The sequence below is a fragment of the Onishia taeanensis genome (genome assembly GCF_900100755.1).
Lineage (GTDB): Bacteria > Pseudomonadota > Gammaproteobacteria > Pseudomonadales > Halomonadaceae > Onishia > Onishia taeanensis.
In genome coordinates, this window is the sequence record NZ_FNCI01000008.1 from 106,476 (window position 1) to 127,351 (window position 20,876).

The 20,876-nt window shown below is 62.3% G+C and carries 14 protein-coding genes, 2 tRNA genes and 1 pseudogene; 4 read left to right on the plus strand and 13 right to left on the minus strand.

Annotated features, from left to right (window positions below; all coding sequences use genetic code 11):
- Nucleotides 1–107 precede the first annotated feature (107 nt).
- Nucleotides 108–1,373 (minus strand): phospholipase D-like domain-containing protein, encoded by a 1,266-nt coding sequence (locus tag BLR71_RS11390; RefSeq protein ID WP_092526239.1) that lies wholly within the window; start codon nt 1,371–1,373, stop codon nt 108–110.
- Nucleotides 1,374–1,545: 172 nt separating this feature from the next.
- On the opposite strand from BLR71_RS11390, the gene BLR71_RS11395 reads away from it, so the two are divergent.
- Both BLR71_RS11395 and BLR71_RS11400 read left to right on the plus strand, forming a co-directional pair.
- Nucleotides 1,546–2,664 carry an N-acetylglucosaminyl phosphatidylglycerol synthase gene (locus BLR71_RS11395; protein WP_092526242.1) on the plus strand — a complete coding sequence of 373 codons (1,119 nt, stop codon included), beginning with the start codon at nt 1,546–1,548 and terminating at the stop codon, nt 2,662–2,664.
- A 76-nt stretch (nt 2,665–2,740) separates the two neighbouring features.
- A pseudogene (locus BLR71_RS11400) lies at nt 2,741–3,808 on the plus strand (lysylphosphatidylglycerol synthase transmembrane domain-containing protein).
- Between the two features lie 108 nt (nt 3,809–3,916).
- On the opposite strand, the gene sucD reads toward BLR71_RS11400, so the two are convergent.
- The 9 genes from sucD to sdhC form a co-directional block, all read right to left on the minus strand.
- Nucleotides 3,917–4,789: a succinate--CoA ligase subunit alpha gene (gene sucD / locus BLR71_RS11405; RefSeq protein WP_092526245.1), complete on the minus strand. Its 873-nt coding sequence runs from the start codon at nt 4,787–4,789 to the stop codon at nt 3,917–3,919.
- Entirely contained in the window at nt 4,789–5,955 is a 1,167-nt protein-coding gene (gene sucC / locus BLR71_RS11410; RefSeq protein WP_092526248.1) for an ADP-forming succinate--CoA ligase subunit beta, read from the minus strand. Before sucC ends, sucD begins: the two co-directional genes overlap by 1 nt.
- Before the next feature lie 140 nt (nt 5,956–6,095).
- Nucleotides 6,096–7,532, minus strand: coding sequence for a dihydrolipoyl dehydrogenase (lpdA, locus tag BLR71_RS11415; protein ID WP_092526251.1), 1,437 nt, complete (start codon nt 7,530–7,532; stop codon nt 6,096–6,098).
- 49 nt (nt 7,533–7,581) lie between these two features.
- Entirely contained in the window at nt 7,582–9,180 is a 1,599-nt protein-coding gene (gene odhB, locus BLR71_RS11420) for a 2-oxoglutarate dehydrogenase complex dihydrolipoyllysine-residue succinyltransferase (RefSeq protein WP_092526254.1), read from the minus strand.
- Between the two features lie 43 nt (nt 9,181–9,223).
- The gene (locus BLR71_RS11425) at nt 9,224–12,058 is read right to left on the minus strand and encodes a 2-oxoglutarate dehydrogenase E1 component (RefSeq protein WP_092526257.1); all 2,835 of its coding nucleotides are present in this window, start codon (nt 12,056–12,058) and stop codon (nt 9,224–9,226) included.
- 251 nt (nt 12,059–12,309) lie between these two features.
- Entirely contained in the window at nt 12,310–13,020 is a 711-nt protein-coding gene (locus BLR71_RS11430; protein ID WP_092526260.1) for a succinate dehydrogenase iron-sulfur subunit, read from the minus strand.
- A gap of 11 nt (nt 13,021–13,031) precedes the next feature.
- Entirely contained in the window at nt 13,032–14,804 is a 1,773-nt protein-coding gene (gene sdhA, locus BLR71_RS11435; RefSeq protein WP_092526263.1) for a succinate dehydrogenase flavoprotein subunit, read from the minus strand.
- Nucleotides 14,805–14,807: 3 nt separating this feature from the next.
- On the minus strand, nt 14,808–15,155 hold the full coding sequence (gene sdhD, locus BLR71_RS11440; RefSeq protein ID WP_092526265.1) for a succinate dehydrogenase, hydrophobic membrane anchor protein: 348 nt from the start codon (nt 15,153–15,155) through the stop codon (nt 14,808–14,810).
- Nucleotides 15,149–15,526 carry a succinate dehydrogenase, cytochrome b556 subunit gene (gene sdhC / locus BLR71_RS11445; protein ID WP_092526268.1) on the minus strand — a complete coding sequence of 126 codons (378 nt, stop codon included), beginning with the start codon at nt 15,524–15,526 and terminating at the stop codon, nt 15,149–15,151. The genes sdhD and sdhC overlap by 7 nt, the downstream gene beginning before the upstream one ends.
- A gap of 403 nt (nt 15,527–15,929) precedes the next feature.
- Here sdhC and gltA point away from each other — a divergent pair, with 403 nt between their 5' ends.
- Together gltA and BLR71_RS11455 are read left to right on the plus strand one after the other, a co-directional pair.
- Complete coding sequence (gene gltA / locus BLR71_RS11450; protein ID WP_092526270.1) at nt 15,930–17,219, plus strand: citrate synthase; 1,290 nt, start codon at nt 15,930–15,932, stop codon at nt 17,217–17,219.
- A 91-nt stretch (nt 17,220–17,310) separates the two neighbouring features.
- The gene (locus BLR71_RS11455) at nt 17,311–18,237 is read left to right on the plus strand and encodes an NAD(P)-binding domain-containing protein (protein ID WP_092526273.1); all 927 of its coding nucleotides are present in this window, start codon (nt 17,311–17,313) and stop codon (nt 18,235–18,237) included.
- Between the two features lie 763 nt (nt 18,238–19,000).
- Here BLR71_RS11455 and BLR71_RS11465 read toward each other — a convergent pair.
- From BLR71_RS11465 to gltX, 3 genes are all read right to left on the minus strand, one after another.
- Nucleotides 19,001–19,076, minus strand: a tRNA-Glu gene (locus tag BLR71_RS11465).
- Between the two features lie 45 nt (nt 19,077–19,121).
- Nucleotides 19,122–19,197, minus strand: a tRNA-Ala gene (locus BLR71_RS11470).
- A 79-nt stretch (nt 19,198–19,276) separates the two neighbouring features.
- Nucleotides 19,277–20,755: a glutamate--tRNA ligase gene (gene gltX / locus BLR71_RS11475; protein WP_092526318.1), complete on the minus strand. Its 1,479-nt coding sequence runs from the start codon at nt 20,753–20,755 to the stop codon at nt 19,277–19,279.
- Nucleotides 20,756–20,876 lie beyond the last annotated feature (121 nt).

The window sequence follows — 20,876 nt, forward strand, 5'->3', positions numbered from 1 at the left end:
GAGTACCGGCAAGACGCACAGCGCCCCGGCCATCACTGGCCGGGGCGCTGTCGTTTCATGGCCTTACGCGAGCAGCCGATCAAGCCGCGCAGTACCTGTACCTGAGTTCACAGCTGCTCCAATAATAGCCGAGCGCCCTGCTCCTTGAAGCGGGTCCAACTGCCGCGCTGGCGAAACTCGTCGGCGTCCAGCAACTGCGCGCGCTTGCAATCATCATCGAACTGCTCATCCAGGGTCGCCGTCACGGCATCGGAGAGCATCAGGGCGCAGCATTCCTCGTCCTTGCCCATCGAGCGATGATTGACGTTCACCGACCCGACACAGGCCAGCCGGCCGTCGACGGTAATCACCTTGGCGTGCAGCATGGTCGGCAGAAACACCCAGACCTTGGCCCCGGCATCGAGCAATCGCTCGAGGCTCGGCTGCCCAGCCAGCTGCGACAGCCGGCTGTCGTTGTAGCGGCCCGGCACCAACAGCTCCACCGAGACGCCGCGCTGGAGTGCCGAGATCATCTGCTCGACCAAGGCTTCGTCCGGGGCAAAGTAGGCGGTGACGATGCGCAGCCGGACATGGCTGACCGCCACCAGCGAGCGCAGCATGGCGGCGGATTCGGTCCAACCGATGGTCGAGGAAGCCCGCACGCACTGAACCAGCATGCCATCCTCGTGGACCGGTGGCCGCTGGCGAATCGACTGCCACTGCCAAGGTCCACACTCATTCCAGTTGTCGAGAAAGGCCGAATGCAGCCCAATGACCGCCGGACCCGAGACGCGCAGATGCGTCTCGCGCCATTCATCCGGCGTGCGGGCGTCGCCTTCCCACTCGGCCGCGATACCGACCCCGCCGACAAAGCCGAGGCGGTCATCGCACACCATGATCTTGCGATGCGTGCGCTTGTCGATCTGCCAGGGCCTGGGCAGTTTGATCGGCCGAAACAGCCGCACCTCGACGCCGGCCTCGCGCATCTGCGCCACCACCTCGGACGACATCTTCTGGGTTCCCACCGCATCCAGCACGACCCGCACCCTTATCCCCTCACGAGCCCGCCGGGCCAGCGCCGCGGCGAAACGCTGGGCGATATCGCCCGTCCAATAGACGTAGGTCACCAGATCGATACTGGCCTTGGCGTCTTCAATGGCATCGAGCATGGCGGGAAATATCTCCACGCCGTTGCGCATCACATCGACATGGTTACCGGCGGTGAAGGGGGCACCCAGCGCGTACTCGAGCTCGGTACGGTAGTAATTCTCCTCTCGGGGCGACACGCCCTCTGACGAGGAAGCGGCTCCTTGATGCTGTGATGGCACCTCTTCCGCCTGAGGCTCGCTTGAGCGGTCCTTGCCTTGACGATCCGAACCAGTGTCGGCTGGCATTCCGTCATCTCCTTGTCGTATGGGCAGTGTCTCACCCTATGTCTCATGCATGAACGCAAAGCGCCACCCATCAAGCCTAAAGCATCTGCCGGTGTGACGGCGCAGTTGTGTCGTCGAATTGTCTCATTGCCTCGCTACCCTTGAGCGATAGCCACGGCAAAAGGAGACGGCCTTGCATCTTGCGGATATCACCATGTTTCATGCGCCGGATAGCGGCGGCGTGCGCACCTATCTTCAGGCCAAGCACCGTCACCTAGCGACCCTGCCGGACGTCGAGGCTAACCTGCTGATTCCCGCCGGCGAGCATCAGACCCTGGGAGCCCTGCAGACCCTGCCCGCCTTTCGCCTGCCGCTGGGCCAGGGCTATCGCTTCCCGCTGCGACGCGGCCCCTGGCGCGATGCCCTGGTCGAACTCGGCCCGGACCTGATCGAGGCCGGCGACCCCTATGTCACCGCCTGGGCGGCGCTGGACGCCGGTCAGCAGCTAGGGGTGCCGGTGGTCGGCTTCTACCACTCGGACCTGCCGCGGCTGATGGGCGATCGCTTCGGCGCCCCCGTGGCCCGGCGCCTCAAGCGCTATGTGGCGGATCTTTACGGGCGCTTCGACAGCGTGCTGGTGCCCTGTCGCTCGATGGGCGAGCGCCTAGAGGACTGGGGCGTGCAGGGCGTACGCGTCCAGCCGCTGGGGGTCGATCTCGACACCTTTCACCCCCGCCGGCGCCAGGAGACGCTGCGCGAGACCCTCGGCCTTGCCGACACCACGCGTCTGCTGGTCTTCGCCGGTCGCAACTCCCGGGAGAAGAACGTCAATGACTTGCTGGCCACCGCCCAACGGCTAGGGCGCGGCTACCACCTGCTGCTGATGGGGCCGGGAATGCCGACCCAGGTCCCGGACAACGTCAGCGTCATCAGCCGCTGCTGCTCACCCAATGAGGTGGCCCGTGCCCTGGCCAGTGCCGATGCCATGGTGCACGCCGGCACCCGCGAGACCTTCGGCCTGGTGGCGCTGGAAGCCATGGCCAGCGGACTTCCAGTCGTAGCGGCACGGGCCGGGGCCTTGATCGAGAACGTGCCGCTGGGCTGCGGCGTGCTCTGCGAGCCCCATGCGCCGCAGGCCATGGCACGCGCCGTGGAGGAGCTATTCCTCAATGATGCCGCCGCCATTGGCCGCCATGCCCGGCGCCACGTGGAGCGTCATTACCGCTGGTCGAAGGTCATCGATGGCCTGCTCGACCACTACCGCAGCCTGTCCCCGACCCTCGCCACGGCGACACGCTGCCAGCATGGCTAGACGGCCAAGCGCACAGCTTATCGACGCCCAGCGTAGCTCACGGCACCGCAACGCCAGCCCCATGATGGCAGCGCTGATGGCGAACCTGAGACGCGGCTGGCGATTGCTGCGCGGCCGGGCACTGCTGATCCTGGCCCTGCTGATGGCGGCGCTGATCCCGCTGCTGATCGATGGCATGGCGCCTTTTGCCGCCCTGCTCGACTTTCCGCTCACCCAACTGGCGCTGATGCTGGCATTGGTGCTTGGTTGCTGGAATCTCAATGCACTACGCCTGCGCCTGATGCTGGCCGGCCGTCTCGGGCCCGGCGATCGCCGCTTCGCGCCACCTGGCAGCAACCACCTGGGTCAACGCCGGGCACTCGCCATGGTGATGGCCACCGAATGCGCGACCTGTGCCACGCCGGGGGGAAGCGGTGGGCCGCTGACCCTGATGATGCTGCTCAAGCGATACGGCCTTCGCCCTGCGACCTCCTCGGGTATTTTCCTGATCGACCAGGTCTGCGACATGCTGTTCTTCCTGCTCGCCCTGGCCGTGATGGGCGGCTATGCCCTGCTGCATCCGGATGCCTGACCCAAGCCCGAACTGATTCGGCTGGCTGGGGCCGCCCTAGTGGCCATCCTGATAGGCCTGACCGCGCTGCTGCTTTACCTGCCCCGCGTCCTGCGCCTGAGTCTCGCCCCCCTTGCCCGACTGGGCCTCGCCAGCCCCCGGCGTTACCGCCTGGCCCGGCAGCTACTGCAATTTCGCCAGGGGCTTGCCACCACCCTGAGGCAGCCACCACTGGCGCTGGCCGCCATCTTCGCCCTGTGCAGCGCTCACTGGCTCATCCGCTACAGCCTGCTGTATCTGACCCTCGATGGGCTGGGCGTCGATGTTGCCTGGGTCTGGACCTTCATGGTGCAGATGCTGTCCATGGCCGCCGGCCAGTTGAGCCTGCTGCCGGGCGGTGCCGGCGGCGTCGAACTGACCATCGGCGCCTTTCTGCTGCCGACACTCGGCGGCGAAACCACCGCCGCTGCGATCCTGATCTGGCGCTTCGTGACCTATCACTGGTATCTGCTGGCCGGCGCCCCGGTGCTGGCCTGGCTGCTCGGCCGCTCCCGCCAGAGCCATCATCGCCAGCCAAGCGCGCCTAGCCACTAGCGCTAAGAGCGCCCAATGCCATTCATAAAAGAAGCCGTCCATAAAAGTGCCGCCCATAAAAAAGGGCACCCCGAAGGGTGCCCTTTATGCCTTGAGGCGGGTCCTGGCTTACCAGCCGGTGACCTGCTTCAGGGCCTCGCCGATGTCGGCCAGGGAGCGCACGGTCTTGACGCCCGCGGCTTCCAGCGCGCCGAACTTCTCGTCGGCCGTGCCCTTGCCGCCGGAGATGATGGCGCCAGCATGGCCCATGCGCTTACCGGGAGGTGCAGTCACGCCTGCGATGTAGGCGACCACCGGCTTGGAAACGTTGGCCTTGATGTAGGCCGCGGCTTCTTCCTCGGCGGTACCGCCGATCTCGCCGATCATGACGATGGCTTCGGTCTGCGGATCGTTCTCGAACATCTCGAGGATGTCGATGAAGTTGGAACCCGGGATCGGGTCACCACCGATGCCGACGCAGCTGGACTGGCCGAAGCCGTGGTCAGTGGTCTGCTTGACGGCTTCGTAGGTCAGGGTGCCGGAGCGCGACACGATACCGACCTTGCCCGGCTTGTGGATATGGCCCGGCATGATGCCGATCTTGCTTTCGCCCGGCGTGATGACGCCCGGGCAGTTCGGGCCGATCAGGCGCACGCCCAGCTCGTCGCACTTGACCTTGGCATCCAGCATATCGAGGGTCGGGATGCCTTCGGTGATGCAGACGATCAGCTTGATGCCACCATTGGCGGCTTCAAGGATGGAGTCCTTGCAGAACGGCGCCGGCACATAAATCACGGACGCTTCTGCGCCTGTCTCGGCAACGGCTTCCTTGACGGTGTTGAACACCGGCAGGCCCAGGTGCTCCTGGCCGCCCTTGCCCGGCGTCACGCCGCCGACCATCTGGGTACCGTAGGCGATGGCCTGTTCGGAGTGGAAGGTCCCTTGGCCACCGGTGAAGCCCTGGCAGATGACCTTGGTGTTCTTATCGATCAGGATACTCATTACTTGCCCTCCGCTGCCTTGACGACCTGCTGTGCCGCGTCAGTCAGGCTGGTAGCAGCGATGATGTTCAGACCGCTGGACGCCAGTTTTTCGGCACCCAGCTCGGCGTTGTTGCCTTCCAGACGCACCACGACCGGCACGTTGACGCCGACCTGCTCGACGGCACCGATAATGCCCTCGGCGATCATGTCGCAACGCACGATACCGCCGAAGATGTTGACCAGCACGGCCTTGACGTTGTCGTCGGACAGGATGATCTTGAACGCTTCCGCGACGCGTTCCTTGGTGGCGCCACCGCCCACGTCAAGGAAGTTGGCCGGGCTGCCGCCGTTCAGGTTGACGATGTCCATGGTGCCCATGGCCAGGCCAGCACCGTTGACCATGCAGCCGATGTTGCCATCGAGCGCCACGTAGTTCAGTTCCCAGGCGGCCGCTTCGGCTTCACGGGAGTCTTCCTGAGACGGATCCTGCATGGCCTGCAGGTCCGGATGACGATAGAGCGCGTTGCCATCCAGGCCGATCTTGGCGTCGAGGCAGTGCAGGTTGCCTTCGTCGGTGATCACCAGCGGGTTGATCTCGAGCAGGGCGAGATCCTTGTCGTGGAACAGCTTCGACAGACCCAGGAAGATCTTGGTGAACTGCTTGATCTGGTCCTTGTTCAGGCCCAGCGCGAAACCCAGCTCACGGGCCTGGTACGGCTGCGCGCCGACCAGCGGGTCGATCTCGGCCTTGAGGATCTTCTCGGGCGTTTCCTCGGCGACCTTCTCGATCTCCACACCGCCTTCGGTGGAAGCCATGAACACCACGCGACGGGTGGTGCGGTCGACGACGGCGCCCAGGTACAGCTCGTTGGCGATGTCGGTGCAGTTCTCGACCAGGATCTTGGCGACCGGCTGACCGTGCTCGTCGGTCTGGAAGGTCACCAGGTTCTTGCCCAGCCACTGCTCGGCGAACGCCTTGGCTTCTTCCGGGCTCTTGATCAGCTTGACGCCGCCGGCCTTGCCGCGGCCACCGGCGTGGACCTGGGCCTTGACGACCCACTTGTCACCGCCAATCTTCTTGCAGGCTTCTGCAGCTTCTTCCGGGGTATCCACGGCAAAGCCCTTGGATACCGGCAGACCATAATCGGCAAACAGCTGTTTGCCCTGATACTCGTGAAGGTTCATCGTGTCATGCCATTGGTTGCATTTGACTCGAACGATGACCGTGGCCCGCCACCACTGTAGCGGGCCAGGTCATCCCCGTTCACCCCGAACCGGCCGGGGCGAGGCGCCGCTCGGATAGGCGGCGCTCGTTGTTCGACGACTTACTTGCGCTTCTTGCGATTGGCCATGTGGATCGCGTGGCCGTCGACCGCCAGAGCGGCCTCGTGCACTGCTTCCGACATGGTCGGGTGCGCGTAGCAGGTCAGCGCCAGATCCTCGGCGCTGGAGCCGAATTCCATGGCAATCACGCCCTGAGCAATCATCTCGCCGGCATGCTGGCCGACGATATGCATGCCCAGTACCCGATCGGTTTCGGCATCGGTGATCACCTTGGCCATGCCTTCGGTGGCATTGTTGGCCATGGCGCGACCGCTTGCCGCGAACGGGAAGGAACCGGACTTGACTTCAATGCCGGCCGCCTTGGCTTCCTGCTCGTTCATGCCCACCCAGGCGACTTCCGGGAAGGTATAGATAACGCTGGGGATGGCGTCATAGTTCATCTCGGCCTTATGACCGGCGATGATGTCGGCGACCATGATGCCTTCTTCGGATGCCTTGTGTGCCAGCATCGGGCCGCGCACCACGTCACCGATGGCGTAGACGCCCGGCACGCTGGTGCGGCAGTGATCGTCGACGAAGATGAAGCCACGCTCGTCGAGATTGACGCCGGCATCATCGCCCAGCAGCCCCTGGGTGTAGGGACGGCGGCCGACGCAGACGATCAGCTTGTCGAAGGTGATTTCCTTGTCGCCTTCGCTGTCGGCGTACTTGACGACGACCTCGTCATCCTTGATCTCGGAGCCGGTGACGCGTGCGCCCAGCTTGATGTCCAGGCCCTGCTTCTTGAGCAGCTTCTGGGTTTCCTTGGCGACGGCCTGGTCGACCATCGGCAGGAAGCTGTCCATGGCTTCGAGGACAGTGACCTCGGAGCCCAGACGGTTCCAAACGCTGCCAAGCTCAAGGCCGATCACGCCGGCACCGATCACGCCGAGACGCTTGGGCGTCTCGTCGAATTCGAGTGCGCCGGTGGAGTCGACGATCAGCCCCTCGGTGAGCGGCGTCGGCGGAATCTCGACCGGCACCGAGCCAGAGGCAATGACGATGTTGTCGGCTTCATAGACGGCCTTCTCGCCGTCCTTGCTGACTTCGACCTGCTTGCTGGACAGCACCTTGCCGGCACCTTCCAGCGCGGTCACGCCGTTGGCCTTGAACAGGCCGGCGATGCCGCCGGTCAGGTTCTTCACGATCTTGTCTTTGCGGGCCATCATCTTCTTGACGTCCATCGAGACGTCGCCCGCCTGAATGCCCATGTCATCGAAGTCATGCTGCGCTTCGACGAACTTGTGGGAAGCCTCGAGCAGTGCCTTGGACGGGATACAGCCCACGTTCAGGCAGGTGCCGCCGTGTACGGTCTTGCCTTCCTTGTCGATCCACTTCTCGACGCAGGCAGTCTTCAGACCCAGCTGGGCGGCACGAATGGCGGCGACATAGCCGCCGGGGCCAGCACCAATGACGATCAGATCGAATTTATCGGCCATGATTTCCTTCCTGTTTTCGGTTCGCTTGAATCGTTGGCATCACGCCGGCTCAGATATCGAGCAGCAGGCGTGCCGGGTCCTCGAGGAGTTCCTTGATGGTCACCAGGAACTGGACCGCATCCTTGCCATCGATCATGCGGTGATCGTATGACACGGCGAGGTACATCATCGGACGAATCTCGACCTTGCCGTTGACCGCCATCGGGCGTTCCTGGATCTTGTGCATGCCCAGGATCGCCGTCTGCGGCGGGTTGAGAATCGGCGTCGACATCAGCGAACCGAAGATGCCGCCGTTGGTGATGGTGAAGGTACCGCCCTGCATTTCATCGATGCCGAGCTTGCCGTCACGGGCCCGCTTGCCGAAGTCGACGATGCCCTTCTCGACGTCGGCGATCTTCATGCTGTCGGTATCGCGCAACACCGGCACGACCAGGCCGCGGTCGGTGGACACGGCCACGCCGATATCCTGATAGCCGTGGTAGACGATGTCGCCGCCGTCGATGGAGGCGTTGACGTCCGGGAAGCGCTTGAGCGCCTCGGAGGCCGCCTTGACGAAGAAGCCCATGAAGCCGAGCTTGGTGTCGTGGGCCTTGAGGAAGGTGTCCTTGTACTGAGCGCGCAGGTCCATCACCGCGCCCATGTCCACCTCGTTGTAGGTGGTGAGCATGGCGGCGGTCTGCTGGGCTTCGACCAGGCGCTTGGCGATGGTCTTGCGCAGACGGCTCATCGGCACGCGCTTCTCGGGACGCTCACCTTCGGCGACCGGAGCGGTGGCGGCAGGCGCAGCGGCACTGGCCGGAGCCTTGGACTTCTTGGCGCTGCCTTCCTTGACGGCCTTCTGGACGTCTTCTTTCAGCACACGACCACCCTTGCCGGTGCCTTCGATCTTGCTCACGTCCAGGTCATGCTCGGCGACCATCTTGCGTGCCGCCGGGGCGAGAATCTTGTCGCCAATCTTCTCGTCGGCACCCTGGTCGTCGCCGCCCTGATCGCTTTTGCTTTGCTCGCTGCCCTTGCTGTCACCGCCCGCCGGCGCGGCATCACCGCCGGCGCCTTCGGCGAAGCTTGCCAGCACGGCTTCGGATTCTACCTGAGCGCCTTCCTCGGCCTTGATCTCGGAGAGGGCGCCGTCAGCCGGAGCAACCACCTCGAGCACGACCTTGTCGGTCTCGATATCGACCAGCACTTCATCGCGCTTGACCGCTTCACCGACTTTCTTGTGCCAGGTCGCGACCGTGCCTTCCTGAATGGACTCCGGGAAGGTCGGTGCCTTGACGTCATGCGTCTTGCCGGAGGCCTCGGCCTTCGGAGCCGGCTCGGCATCGCTCTTATCAGCGTCGCCCTTGCCAGCGTCGTCATCGGCGCTGTCATCGGCTTTCGGCTCGGCCTTGGGCTCGCTCTTCTCTTCACCTGCAGCGCCGAGGATACCCAGGACCTGTTCGGAGGTGACGGTGTCGCCTTCCTCGGCCTTGATCTCGCTCAGCGTGCCGGCCTCAGGTGCCACGACCTCGAGCACCACCTTGTCGGTCTCGATTTCGACGATCAGCTCGTCACGCTCGACGCTATCACCCGGCTTCTTGTGCCAGGCAGCGACGCTGCCCTCGGCAACGGATTCCGGAAAGGTTGGCGCTTTGATCTCGGTAGCCATTGAATTTCCCTTATGTGTTCTCTCTCGTCCGATGGGGACACCTTCAGGCGTTGAAGGCGTCGTCCACCAGTTGGCGCTGCTGTTCTACGTGCACGGACATATAGCCGGCGGCTGGCGCCGCAGAGGCGGGACGACCGGCAAACTTCAAATCGCGTCCCATGCCTTCACGCAGCATGTCGGCGACGACGCGCATGTGATGCTGACTCTGATACCAAGCGCCCTGGTTGAGCGGCTCTTCCTGGCACCAGACGACCTGCTCGAGGTTCGGATACTCCTTGAGGGCCGCCTGCAGCTCTTCCTTCGGGAAGGGATAGACCTGCTCGATGCGCACCACCGCGGTGTCTTCACGCTCGTTTTCGGCACGGTAAGCGGCGAGATCGTAGTAGACCTTGCCGGAGCACAGCACCGCCCGCTTGACCTTGTCGGCCTCGAGATTGCCCTGATCAGGCAACACCATCTGGAACTTACCGTGGGCAAGCTCTTCGAGAGTGGAGGTCGCTTCCTTGTGGCGCAGCAGGCTCTTCGGCGACATGACCACCAGCGGCTTCCTGAGCGGGCGAATCACCTGACGACGCAGCAGATGGAAGATCTGCGCCGGGGTCGTCGGCACGCAGACCTGCATGTTGTGCTCGGCACACAGCTGCAGGAAGCGCTCGAGACGCGCCGAGGAGTGCTCGGGCCCCTGCCCTTCATAGCCGTGCGGCAGCAGCATGGTCAGGCCACACAGCCGGCCCCACTTGGTCTCGCCGGAGGAAATGAACTGGTCGACCACCACCTGGGCGCCGTTGAAGAAGTCGCCGAACTGGGCCTCCCACACATTGAGCGCATTGGGCATGGTGGTGGAATAGCCGTATTCGAAGGCCAGCACGGCTTCTTCCGAGAGGAAGGAGTCGTGGATGGTGAAACGCGGCTGACCGTCGGCGATGTGCTCGAGCGGCACATAGGTGCTGCCGTCTTTCTGGTTATGCACCACCGCATGGCGGTGGGAGAAGGTGCCGCGACCGCTGTCCTGGCCGGTAATGCGGATCGGGTGGCCCTGATCGAGCAGCGTGGCGTAGGCAAGGGTTTCGGCGAAGCCCCAGTTGAGCGCCATGCCGCCGGCGACCATCTTGCGACGGTCTTCGTAGATCTTGGCGACCTGCCGCTGGACCTGAATGCCGTCCGGCACCTCGCACATTCTGGTGGCGAGCTGCTGCATGCGCTTCATGTCGACGGTGGTATCGGCATCGCCGGTCCACTCATGGCCCAAGTAGGGTGCCCAGTCGACGAACAGCGACGTATTCGGCTCCTTGACCAGGGCATTGGCCACATGGTTGCCGGCCATCAGGTCGTCGCGGTACTTCTCCATCTGCGCCTTGGCGTCATCGTCGCTGATGATGCCCTCTTCGACGAGCCGCTTGACGAAATGGGTGCGCGCCGACGGATGATTCTTGATCTTGCTGTACATCATCGGCTGGGTGCCGGACGGCTCGTCGGCCTCGTTGTGGCCGCGGCGACGATAGCAGACCAGATCGATCACCACGTCACGCTTGAACTGGTGGCGATAGTCGATGGCCACCTGGGTCGCGTGCAGCACGGCGTCCGGATCGTCGCCGTTGACGTGGAAGATCGGCGCCTGAACCATCTTGGCGATATCGGTGCAGTACTCGGTGGAGCGCGTGTCCTGCGGGTTCGAGGTGGTGAAGCCGACCTGGTTGTTGATCACGATGTGCACGGTACCGCCGGTCTTGTAACCGCGGGTCTGCGACATCTGGAAGGTTTCCATGACCACGCCCTGACCGGCGAATGCCGCATCGCCGTGAACGTTGATCGGTAGCACCTTGTCGCCCTCGGCATCGTCGCGGCGGTCCTGGCGAGCACGCACGGAGCCCTCGACCACGGGAGAGACGATCTCGAGATGCGACGGGTTGAACGCCAGCGCCAGGTGAACTTCGCCACCACTGGTCATTACGTTCGAGCTGAAACCCTGGTGATACTTGACGTCACCGGAGCCCTGGGAGATGACCTTCTTGCCGTCGAATTCCTCGATCAGCTCGGAGGGGCTCTTGCCCAGGATATTGACCAGCAGATTGAGACGACCGCGGTGCGCCATGCCGATGACGACTTCCTTGGTGCCGTAGCCGCCGGTGCGCTGGATGATCTCGTCCATCATCGGGATGAAGCTTTCGCCACCCTCGAGGCCGAAGCGCTTGGTACCCGGATACTTGGACGCCAGGTAGCTTTCCAGGCCCTCCGCCGCCGTCAGCCGCTCGAGCACGTGCTTGCGCACGTCCGGGCTGAACTTGGGCTTGGAACGCACCGATTCGAAGCGCTGCTGCAGCCAGCGTTTCTCTTCGGTGTCGACGATATGCATGATCTCGCAGCCGATGGAGCGACAGTAGGTCTGCTCCAGGGCATCGACGATCTCCTTGAGCGGCGCCTTGTCCTTACCCAGGAAGAAAGACCCGGTCTGGAATTCGGTATCCAGGTCGGCCTTGGTCAACTGGTGGAATGAAAGGTCAAGATCCGGTACCGGCACCTGACTGCGCAGGTTCAGAGGATCGATATCGGCCTTCTGGTGGCCGCGGAAGCGGTACGCATTGATCAGCTGAAGAACTTTGACCTGTTTCTTGCTCTCACCGCTGTCGACGCTGGCGGCGGCCTGAGCACCACGGCGGGCTTGGCCAAGCTGATAGAACTGATCGCGAATCGGACTAAGCGGAATATCCTGGGAGGGGCTGCCATCCGGACGAGGCAATTGATCAAAGTAATTGCGCCACTCGTCGGGAACAGCGTTTGGATCGACGAGGTACTGTTCGTATAGCGCTTCCACATAGTGAGCATTTCCGCCACTGACATGGGAGGTGCGCCACATCAACTCCATTATGCCTTCTTGCATGTCTCGGTCACCCTACACTGATGGGGTGTTATCGGCGCCATCTACGGCATCGCCGCATCGGCGTGACTGTTGCCCTGCCGGTTGGGCGTTAATCCTGCTCCGGCGAGCTCCGGCACGAACCGTAAGCCCAGGTCTCGATCGTCAAGAGCCGGTGCGCGGGGCACCGGCTCTTGATTACGGGGCCGGCTCAACCGCGGCGAATCGCCACGGCCTGAGATCGGCGCCCATGATAGCAAGACGAGCGCGACGATTTAAGTGGCATTCGCCAGCAGCATCTCGCGAATCTTGCCGATCGCCCGCGTCGGGTTGAGCCCCTTCGGACAAACCGCCACACAGTTCATGATGCCGCGGCAGCGGAAGACGCTGAACGGATCCTCGAGTTCGGCGAGACGCTCGCTGGTCGCCGTATCGCGCGAGTCAGCCAGGAAGCGGTAAGACTGCAAGAGGCCGGCCGGACCGACGAACTTGTCCGGGTTCCACCAGAACGACGGGCAGGACGTCGAGCAACAGGCACACAGAATGCACTCGTAGAGACCGTCGAGCTTGTCGCGATCTTCCGGCGACTGCAGGCGCTCGATAGCCGGGTCCGGCGTGTCGTTCTGCAGGTACGGCTGGATACGCTCGTACTGCTTGTAGAACAGCGCCATGTCGACGACCAGATCGCGGATGACCGGCAGACCGGGAAGCGGACGCAGGGTCAGCTTGCCGCCCTTGACCACTTCGGAAAGCGGCGTGATGCAGGCCAGGCCATTCTTGCCGTTCATGTTCATGCCGTCGGAGCCACAGACCCCTTCACGGCAGCTGCGACGATAGGCCATGGAGCTGTCTTGCTCCTTGATCATGGCCAGAACATTCAGAACCATTACATCGCGGCCCTGAGTGTCCACCTGAAACTCCTGCATGTACGGCGCGGAGTCGGTTTCCGGGTTGTAGCGGTAGACGGATACCTGAAGCATGGACATCGTGGACCCCCTTAGTAAGTACGGACTTTAGGCTCGAAGGTGTCGACGGTCTTCGGCGTGAAGTTGACGTCGCGCTTGCCCAGCGTCTTGGTTGCCGGGAAGAACAGCGAGTGCTTCAGCCAGTTGACATCGTCACGGTCCGGATAGTCGTAACGGGAATGCGCACCGCGGCTTTCCTTACGCTCCAGCGCAGAAATCGCGGTGGCCTCGGCCACTTCCATCAGGTTGTCGAGCTCCAGGGCTTCGACGCGTGCGGTATTAAAGGCATTCGACTTGTCACCCAGGTGCGCATTGGCGATGCGCTCACGCAGTTCGGCAAGCTTCTTGACGCCGTCCTGCATGTTGTCTTCCTGACGGAAGACCCCGAAGTCGCTCTGCATGATTTCCTGCAGCTCGGCCTTGAGGGCCGGTACGGACTCACCGCCGCTGGACTCGTTCCAGCGATTCAGGCGCTTCATGGCCGCATCGATATCGGACTGAGTGGCGTCGAGATATTCGATACCCTCGTTGAGCGCGCTTTCGATGTACATGCCGGCAGCGCGGCCGAATACCACCAGGTCGAGCAGTGAGTTACCGCCCAGACGGTTGGCACCGTGCACCGAGACGCAGGCCGCCTCGCCACAGGCGAACAGGCCGTTGACGATCTGATCGTTGCCGTCTTCGTCCTGCATGATCGCCTGGCCGTGCACATTGGTGGGAATACCGCCCATCATGTAGTGGCAGGTCGGCACGACCGGGATCGGCTCCTTGGCCGGGTCGACATGGGCAAAGGTCTTGGACAGCTCGACGATACCCGGCAGGCGCTTGCCGAGAACTTCCTCACCAAGGTGATCGAGCTTCAGGAAGACGTGATCGCCCTTCTCGCCGCAGCCGCGACCTTCGAGGATTTCCATGACCATGGAGCGGGCGACCACATCGCGGCCGGCCAGGTCCTTGGCGTTCGGCGCATAACGCTCCATGAAGCGCTCGCCGTCCTTGTTGATCAGATAGCCACCCTCGCCGCGGCAACCCTCGGTCACCAGGGTGCCGGCGCCGTAAATGCCGGTCGGGTGGAACTGCCACATTTCCATGTCCTGCATCGGGAAGCCCGCACGCAGGGCCATGCCGATGCCGTCGCCAGTGTTGATCAGGGCGTTGGTGGTGGAGGCATAGATACGGCCGGCACCGCCGGTCGCCAGCACAGTGGCCTTGGACTTGACGTGCACCAGTTCGCCGGTCTCGATGCACATGGCGATGCAGCCCACTACGTCGCCGTTGGCATTCTTGACCAGATCGACCGCATACCACTCGTTCAGGAAGGTGGTGTTGTTCTTCAGGTTGTTCTGATAAAGCGTGTGCAGCAGCGCGTGGCCGGTACGGTCGGCAGCCGCGCAGGTACGCGCCGCTTGGCCGCCTTTACCGAAGTCCTTGGACTGACCGCCGAACGGGCGCTGGTAAATGCGGCCGTTATCGAAGCGGGAGAACGGCAGGCCCATGTGCTCGAGCTCGAACACCGCCTTGGGACCTTCAGAGCACATGTACTCGGCCGCGTCCTGGTCGGCGATATAGTCGCCGCCCTTGACGGTGTCGTACATGTGCCAGCGCCAATCGTCATTCGGATCGGCAGACGCGATGGCACAGGTGATGCCGCCCTGGGCAGACACGGTGTGCGAGCGAGTCGGGAAGACCTTTGAGAGTACCGCGGTCTTCTTGCCGGACTTGGCCAGCTCGAGAGCGGCACGCAGGCCGGAGCCGCCGCCACCGATGATGATTGCGTCGAAGGTCAGGCTACGCATGTTAGACATTTATCAGGCTCCCCACAGGACTTGAACGCCCCACACCAGAAAGACAAAGATGGCCAGGATGATCACGGCCTGGGCGGCAATACGGATGGCGGTCGGCTTCAGGTAATCGGTGGTCACCGTCCACAGGCCGATCCAGGCGTGGGCGGCCATCGACACGAAGGCGAGCAGCGAGAAGATACGCATCCAGGTAGAGCCGAACAGGCCGCTCCAGGTGGCGTAGTCCAGGTTTGGGTGCAGCAGCAGATAGCCGACTACGAAGAGTGTATAAAGCGCCAGAATGACGGCCGAGGCACGCTGAAGCAGCCAGTCAGACAGGCCACTACGACCAAAATTCGTGATGTTGGTTACCATACCCAGACTCCTGCCAGAATCACCAGAACGGCACTGATCACGACGGTGATCTGCGCCTTCTTGATACCACCCTCAAGGGTCACACCGATGTCGGCATCCATCAGCAAGTGCTTGATGCCGGCCACGAAGTGAAAGGCCAGTGCGGACAGCAGGCCCCAGGTGATCAACTTAACCAGGAAGTTGTGGGCAATGGCATCGCTTACAGCCTCGAATCCCTGCGGGGAAGACAGCGACGTGTCCAGCGCCCAGAAGGCGAAGATCAGGCCGATGAAGAGGATGACGCCTGTGATGCGGTGAGCGATCGACGTTAGTGCCGGGAGGGGGAACTTGATCGTACTGAGATCGAGATTTACGGGTCGTTTGCTATTCACGGCTCTTTACACACTCTCTTGGCCCGCTGTGGGTGCGTCGGGGCTAGTGCCCGAGCGGGCGGTGGTTTTGAGGAAGGGCTCGGCCGTCTGCCAAGTCGGCACGACCATGCCTATCGGCCAGTCGCGCGGAGTGGATTATAGGGATTGGGCGCAACCATGACAAATGTCGACAACCTGAGACCCACGAGTTACGCCTTGACCCATACCGGGAAAGGCGCACAATGATGCAAAGCACCAATAACTGTACAAAACAAGTACAGAAATTACAAGATTGCACAAGGCGGCCCGCCCAATGGCGAATTGACAATCCTTGGATCGCTTCTATAGTGGGCTAACTTTTTTCTGCCGCACATCAAGCGAGTCAAGGACTTATCGCCAGATACCAGACAACGAGGAGCCTAGCATGGCTGACAGAAAAGCACATTTGACGATAGATGGTCTGGACGAGGCTATCGAGCTGCCGGTCTATTCCGGCACCGCGGGCCCCGACGTCATCGACGTGCGCGAGCTTAGCGCGTCGGGCCTGTTCACTTATGATCCAGGCTTCATGGCGACCTCCGCCACCGAGTCAGCCATCACCTACATTGATGGCGGCAACGGCATCTTGCTGCACCGTGGCTACCCGATCGACCAGCTGGCCGCTCACTCCAACTTCCCGGAACTCTCCTACTTGCTGCTGTTCGGCGAGCTGCCGACCAAAGAGCAGTACAACGAGTTCGAGCGCACCGTGCGCAGCCACACCATGGTCCACGAGCAGCTATCCAATTTCTATAAGGGCTTCCGTCGCGATGCCCACCCGATGTCGATCATGTGCGGCGTGGTCGGTGGCCTGGCCGCCTTCTATCACGACCACATGGACATCAGCCGTGAGGAAGACCGTCGCATCAGCGCTATTCGCTTGATCGCCAAGATGCCGACCCTGGCGGCCATGTGCCATAAGTACAACATCGGCCAGCCCTTCATGTATCCGCGTAATGACCTGAATTACGCCGAGAACTTTCTTTACATGATGTTCGGCAACCCCTGTGAGACCTACGAGATCAACCCGGTGTTCGCCAAGGCCATGGACCGCATCTTCATGCTCCATGCCGATCATGAGCAGAACGCCTCGACCTCTACGGTTCGCCTGGCCGGCTCCACTGGCGCCAATCCCTATGCCTGCATCAGCGCCGGCATCGCAGCGCTCTGGGGCCCGGCCCACGGTGGCGCCAACGAGGCCGTGCTGAACATGCTCGACGAGATCGGCGACGACTCCGAGGACAACATCCAGGCCTTTATCGATCGCGCCAAGGACAAGGACGACCCGTTCAAGCTGATGGGCTTTGGCCACCGGGTCTATCGCAACTTCGATCCGCGCGCCAAGGTCATGAAGGAAACCTGTGACCAGGTACTCAGTGAACTGGGCATGGCCGACGATCCGCAACTCAAGATCGCCAAGCGCCTCGAGCAGATCGCCCTGGAAGACGAGTACTTCATCGAGCGCAAGCTCTATCCGAACGTCGACTTCTATTCCGGCATCATCCTCAAGGCGATCGGCATTCCCACCAACATGTTCACGGTGATCTTTGCCGTGTCGCGCACCATCGGCTGGATCTCGCACTGGAATGAGATGATCAGCAGCGGCAATCACAAGATCGGCCGCCCGCGCCAGCTTTACACCGGCTACACCCAGCGTGACTACCCGGCCGAGTAAGCCAGCTGGGTTACGACATGAACGAACGAAAGAGGTCGCCTAGAGGCGGCCTCTTTTTGCATGTATTGATGACCGGTGCTCTTATTTGCACATGCCACGGGAACGGTGGCCGCCAATCCACAAGGAGATCGAAATGAGTGACAACGCCATTCAGACCGTCAGCTTCATTGGCCTTGGCGTCATGGGCTACCCCATGGCCGGCCATCTGGCCAAGGCAGGCTATAAGGTGCGGGTCTACAACCGCACCGCCGCCAAGGCAGAGGCCTGGACAAAGGACCATAGCGGCAGCCATCACGCCACGCCCAGGGAGGCCGCCGAGGGGGCCGATCTGGTGCTGATGTGCGTCGGAAACGATGACGACGTGCGCCAGGTCACTCTGGGCGAGGACGGCGTCCTGAACGGCATGCGCGAAGGCGCTGTGCTGGTCGATCACACCACCGCCTCGGCCAACCTGGCACGCGAGCTCGATGCCGCCTGCCGGGCACAGGGCGTTGCCTTTATCGATGCACCGGTCTCAGGCGGCCAGCAGGGAGCCGAGAAAGGCGCTCTGACGGTCATGTGCGGTGGCGAAGAAGCCGATTTCCAGCGCGTGCAGGACGCCCTCAAGGTCTACGCGCGGGCGCTCAACCTCCTCGGCCCTGCCGGCAGCGGCCAGATGACCAAGATGGTCAATCAGATCTGCATCGCCGGCGTCGTTCAGGGCCTCGCCGAAGGCCTGCACTTTGCAGAGCAAGCGGGGCTCGACCGCGAACAGGTCATCGAGGTAATTTCGCAAGGCGCCGCCGGTTCCTGGCAGATGGAGAACCGCCACAAGACCATGATCGACAATGAGTACGATCATGGCTTCGCGGTGAACTGGATGCGCAAGGACCTGGCCATCTGCCTCGACCAAGCGCGAGAGCTCGACGCCCGACTGCCCGTCACCGCGCTGGTCGATCAGTTCTACGGCGATGTCCAGGCCATGGGCGGAGGTCGCTGGGATACCTCCTCACTGCTCAAGCGCCTGCGCCGCGACTGACGCCACGCAAGCAGCGCTCAGCCCATCACTTAGACGCCCCTCTCAGGCCCGGGCACGCCCCGGGCCGCCTTATCTCCCTCCGGCCCCGCGCCCCTCCTCTATCGACATCGCCAGCTCCGCCATGTCAGCCATCGACACGCCCTCGTCCTTGCATCCGATACAGGTCGCGTTGCCTGATAGCGCAGGAGAGATGGGGAGATAGCGAAGGCTCCTGCTTTTACTCCCTGCACAAGTCTTGTCGAAGCCCCATACCCGCAATCCCTGCATGGGCCTCAACCGAACACCATGGCAAGCAGCGATTTTTAGCTACCAAAGGCGTCGCCAGCCCAGCTATTTGAAGGCCTCACGGCGTTTTCCACACTTTCTGTGGATAAGTCTGTTTAAAACCTTGAGAAAACTGCCAGCAGCCACCATGACAGGGGGGTTACGCTCAGATTGATTATTTTTTAACCAAAAATAAGCCATTGATTTTAATGGATTTATTGAAAATTACGCACAAAGGGTTGACGAGTACAAGAATTATGCACAAGACAAAGCATCGGCAAAGGGGACGTGGACAACTCGGCGTCCATGTCAAGTATCAAGAAGGCCAAATCGGCGGATAACGCCAAGATCGGCTGTAGCGGAGCGGACATGACCCGAAGCCACCGGAACGGTGCAGGTCAAGTTCAATAGAAAGGAGGTCAGACGAAATGACAGCGACAAAAAAAGACGCCTCGGGCGTCTGGTCTCTTATGCTGACAAGTGCTGTAGGAGAATCGGGTGGCGTCCCATAGGGGGTTCGAACCCCTGTCACTGCCGTGAAAGGGCAGTGTCCTGGACCACTAGACGAATGGGACGCATCGAAACCCGTTCTTTCCCGAAATGAGCATTTCGGACGAGATTGGTGGAGCCTAGCGGGATCGAACCGCTGACCTCAACACTGCCAGTGTTGCGCTCTCCCAGCTGAGCTAAGGCCCCGTGTCTCTCGAGAACGAGGCGTATATTACTGATACGCCCCGCTCTCGTCAACATGCTTCGATAACTTTATCGCGGTGGCCTATAGCTCGCGGAATTCCTTCTCGAGACGCTTGGCCTGCTTCTTCGACACGCCCCCGAGCACGGCGATTGCGTGTCGCAAACGCGCACGCGTCATGTCGGAGCCGAGGATGGCCATGGCGTCCATCACCGAGGTGGAGGTCGCCGACCCGGTGATCGCGATGAACACCGGCGCCAGGAAGGCCTTCATCTTGAGCTCGAAGTGCTCGCCCAGCAATTTGACCTCGGCCAGCAGCGACTCCTTTTCCCAGCGAGTCACACCCTCGAGGCGCCAGACGAGGAACTGCAGCAGCTTGACGAGTTCATCGCGCTCGAGCTTGATGCTTGAAAAGCTCGACTCCTCGATGGCCGGCAGACCCGAGAAGAAGTGCCCGGCCAGCGGCATGACCTGGGACAGGGTATCCACGCGGGGACGCACCTGAGGCAGGATCTGGCGGACATAGTCCTCGTTGAACGCCCAGTCTCTCAGGGCCTTCAGCAAGGCGGTGTCATCCAAGTCTTCACGGATATAGACGCCGTTGAGCCAGGTCAGCTTCTCCAGATCGAAGACCGGGCCGCCGAGGGAAACGCGCTGTACATCGAAATGCGCCATCATCTCGTCGAGGGTGAATTTCTCGCGCTCGTCGGGCATCGACCAGCCCATCCGCCCCAGATAGTTGGTGACGGCCTGCGGCAGGAAGCCCATGCGACGATAATAGTTGATCGACGTCGGATTCTTGCGCTTGGAGAGCTTCGACTTGTCCGGATTGCGCAGCAGCGGCATATGGCAGAGGGTCGGCATCGGCCAGCCGAAATACTCATAGAGCAGCTGATGCTTGGGCGCCGAGTTGATCCACTCTTCGCCGCGCAGTACATGGGTGATTCCCATCAGGTGGTCGTCGACCACATTGGCCAGATGGTAGGTGGGCATGCCGTCTGACTTGAGCAGGATCTGCGCATCGACCTGGGTCCACTCGACCTCGATGGTGCCCCGCAGCATGTCCTCGACCACGCAGGTGCCCTCGCTTGGCACCTGCATGCGTACCACATAGGGCCAGCCCTCGGCCTCACGGCGCGCATGCTCCTCGGCGGGTAGCGCCAGATCGGCCGGCTTGAGGGCCATGTGCTGACCGGCGGCCTTGCGCGCCTCGCGCAGCTCATCGAGCTCGTCACTGGTGCGGTAGCATTTGAAGGCATGCCCCGCCTCGAGCAATTTTCGGGCGTGCTCGGCATAGATATCGCCGCGCTCGCTCTGGCGGTAAGGACCATGGGGGCCGCCGACATCCGGCCCCTCGTCCCAGTCCAGACCCAGCCATTGCAGAGAATCGAGGATCATCTGCTCGGATTCTGCGGTGGAGCGTTCGCGATCGGTATCTTCGATGCGCAGGATGAACTGGCCACCGTGCGCGCGGGCGAAGCACAGGTTGAACAGTGCGATGTAGGCGGTGCCCACGTGGGGATCGCCGGTGGGGGACGGCGCGATACGGGTACGTACGGTCATGTCGATCGATCCATGGGTGGTTGAAACCTGGTGGGGCATTATACGCACTCCCTGGCCCCCCATCAGCCGGGAATCATTCGTGCCGCGCCGAGTCCATAGCGGAGAGTTGCTGGATTCGGCT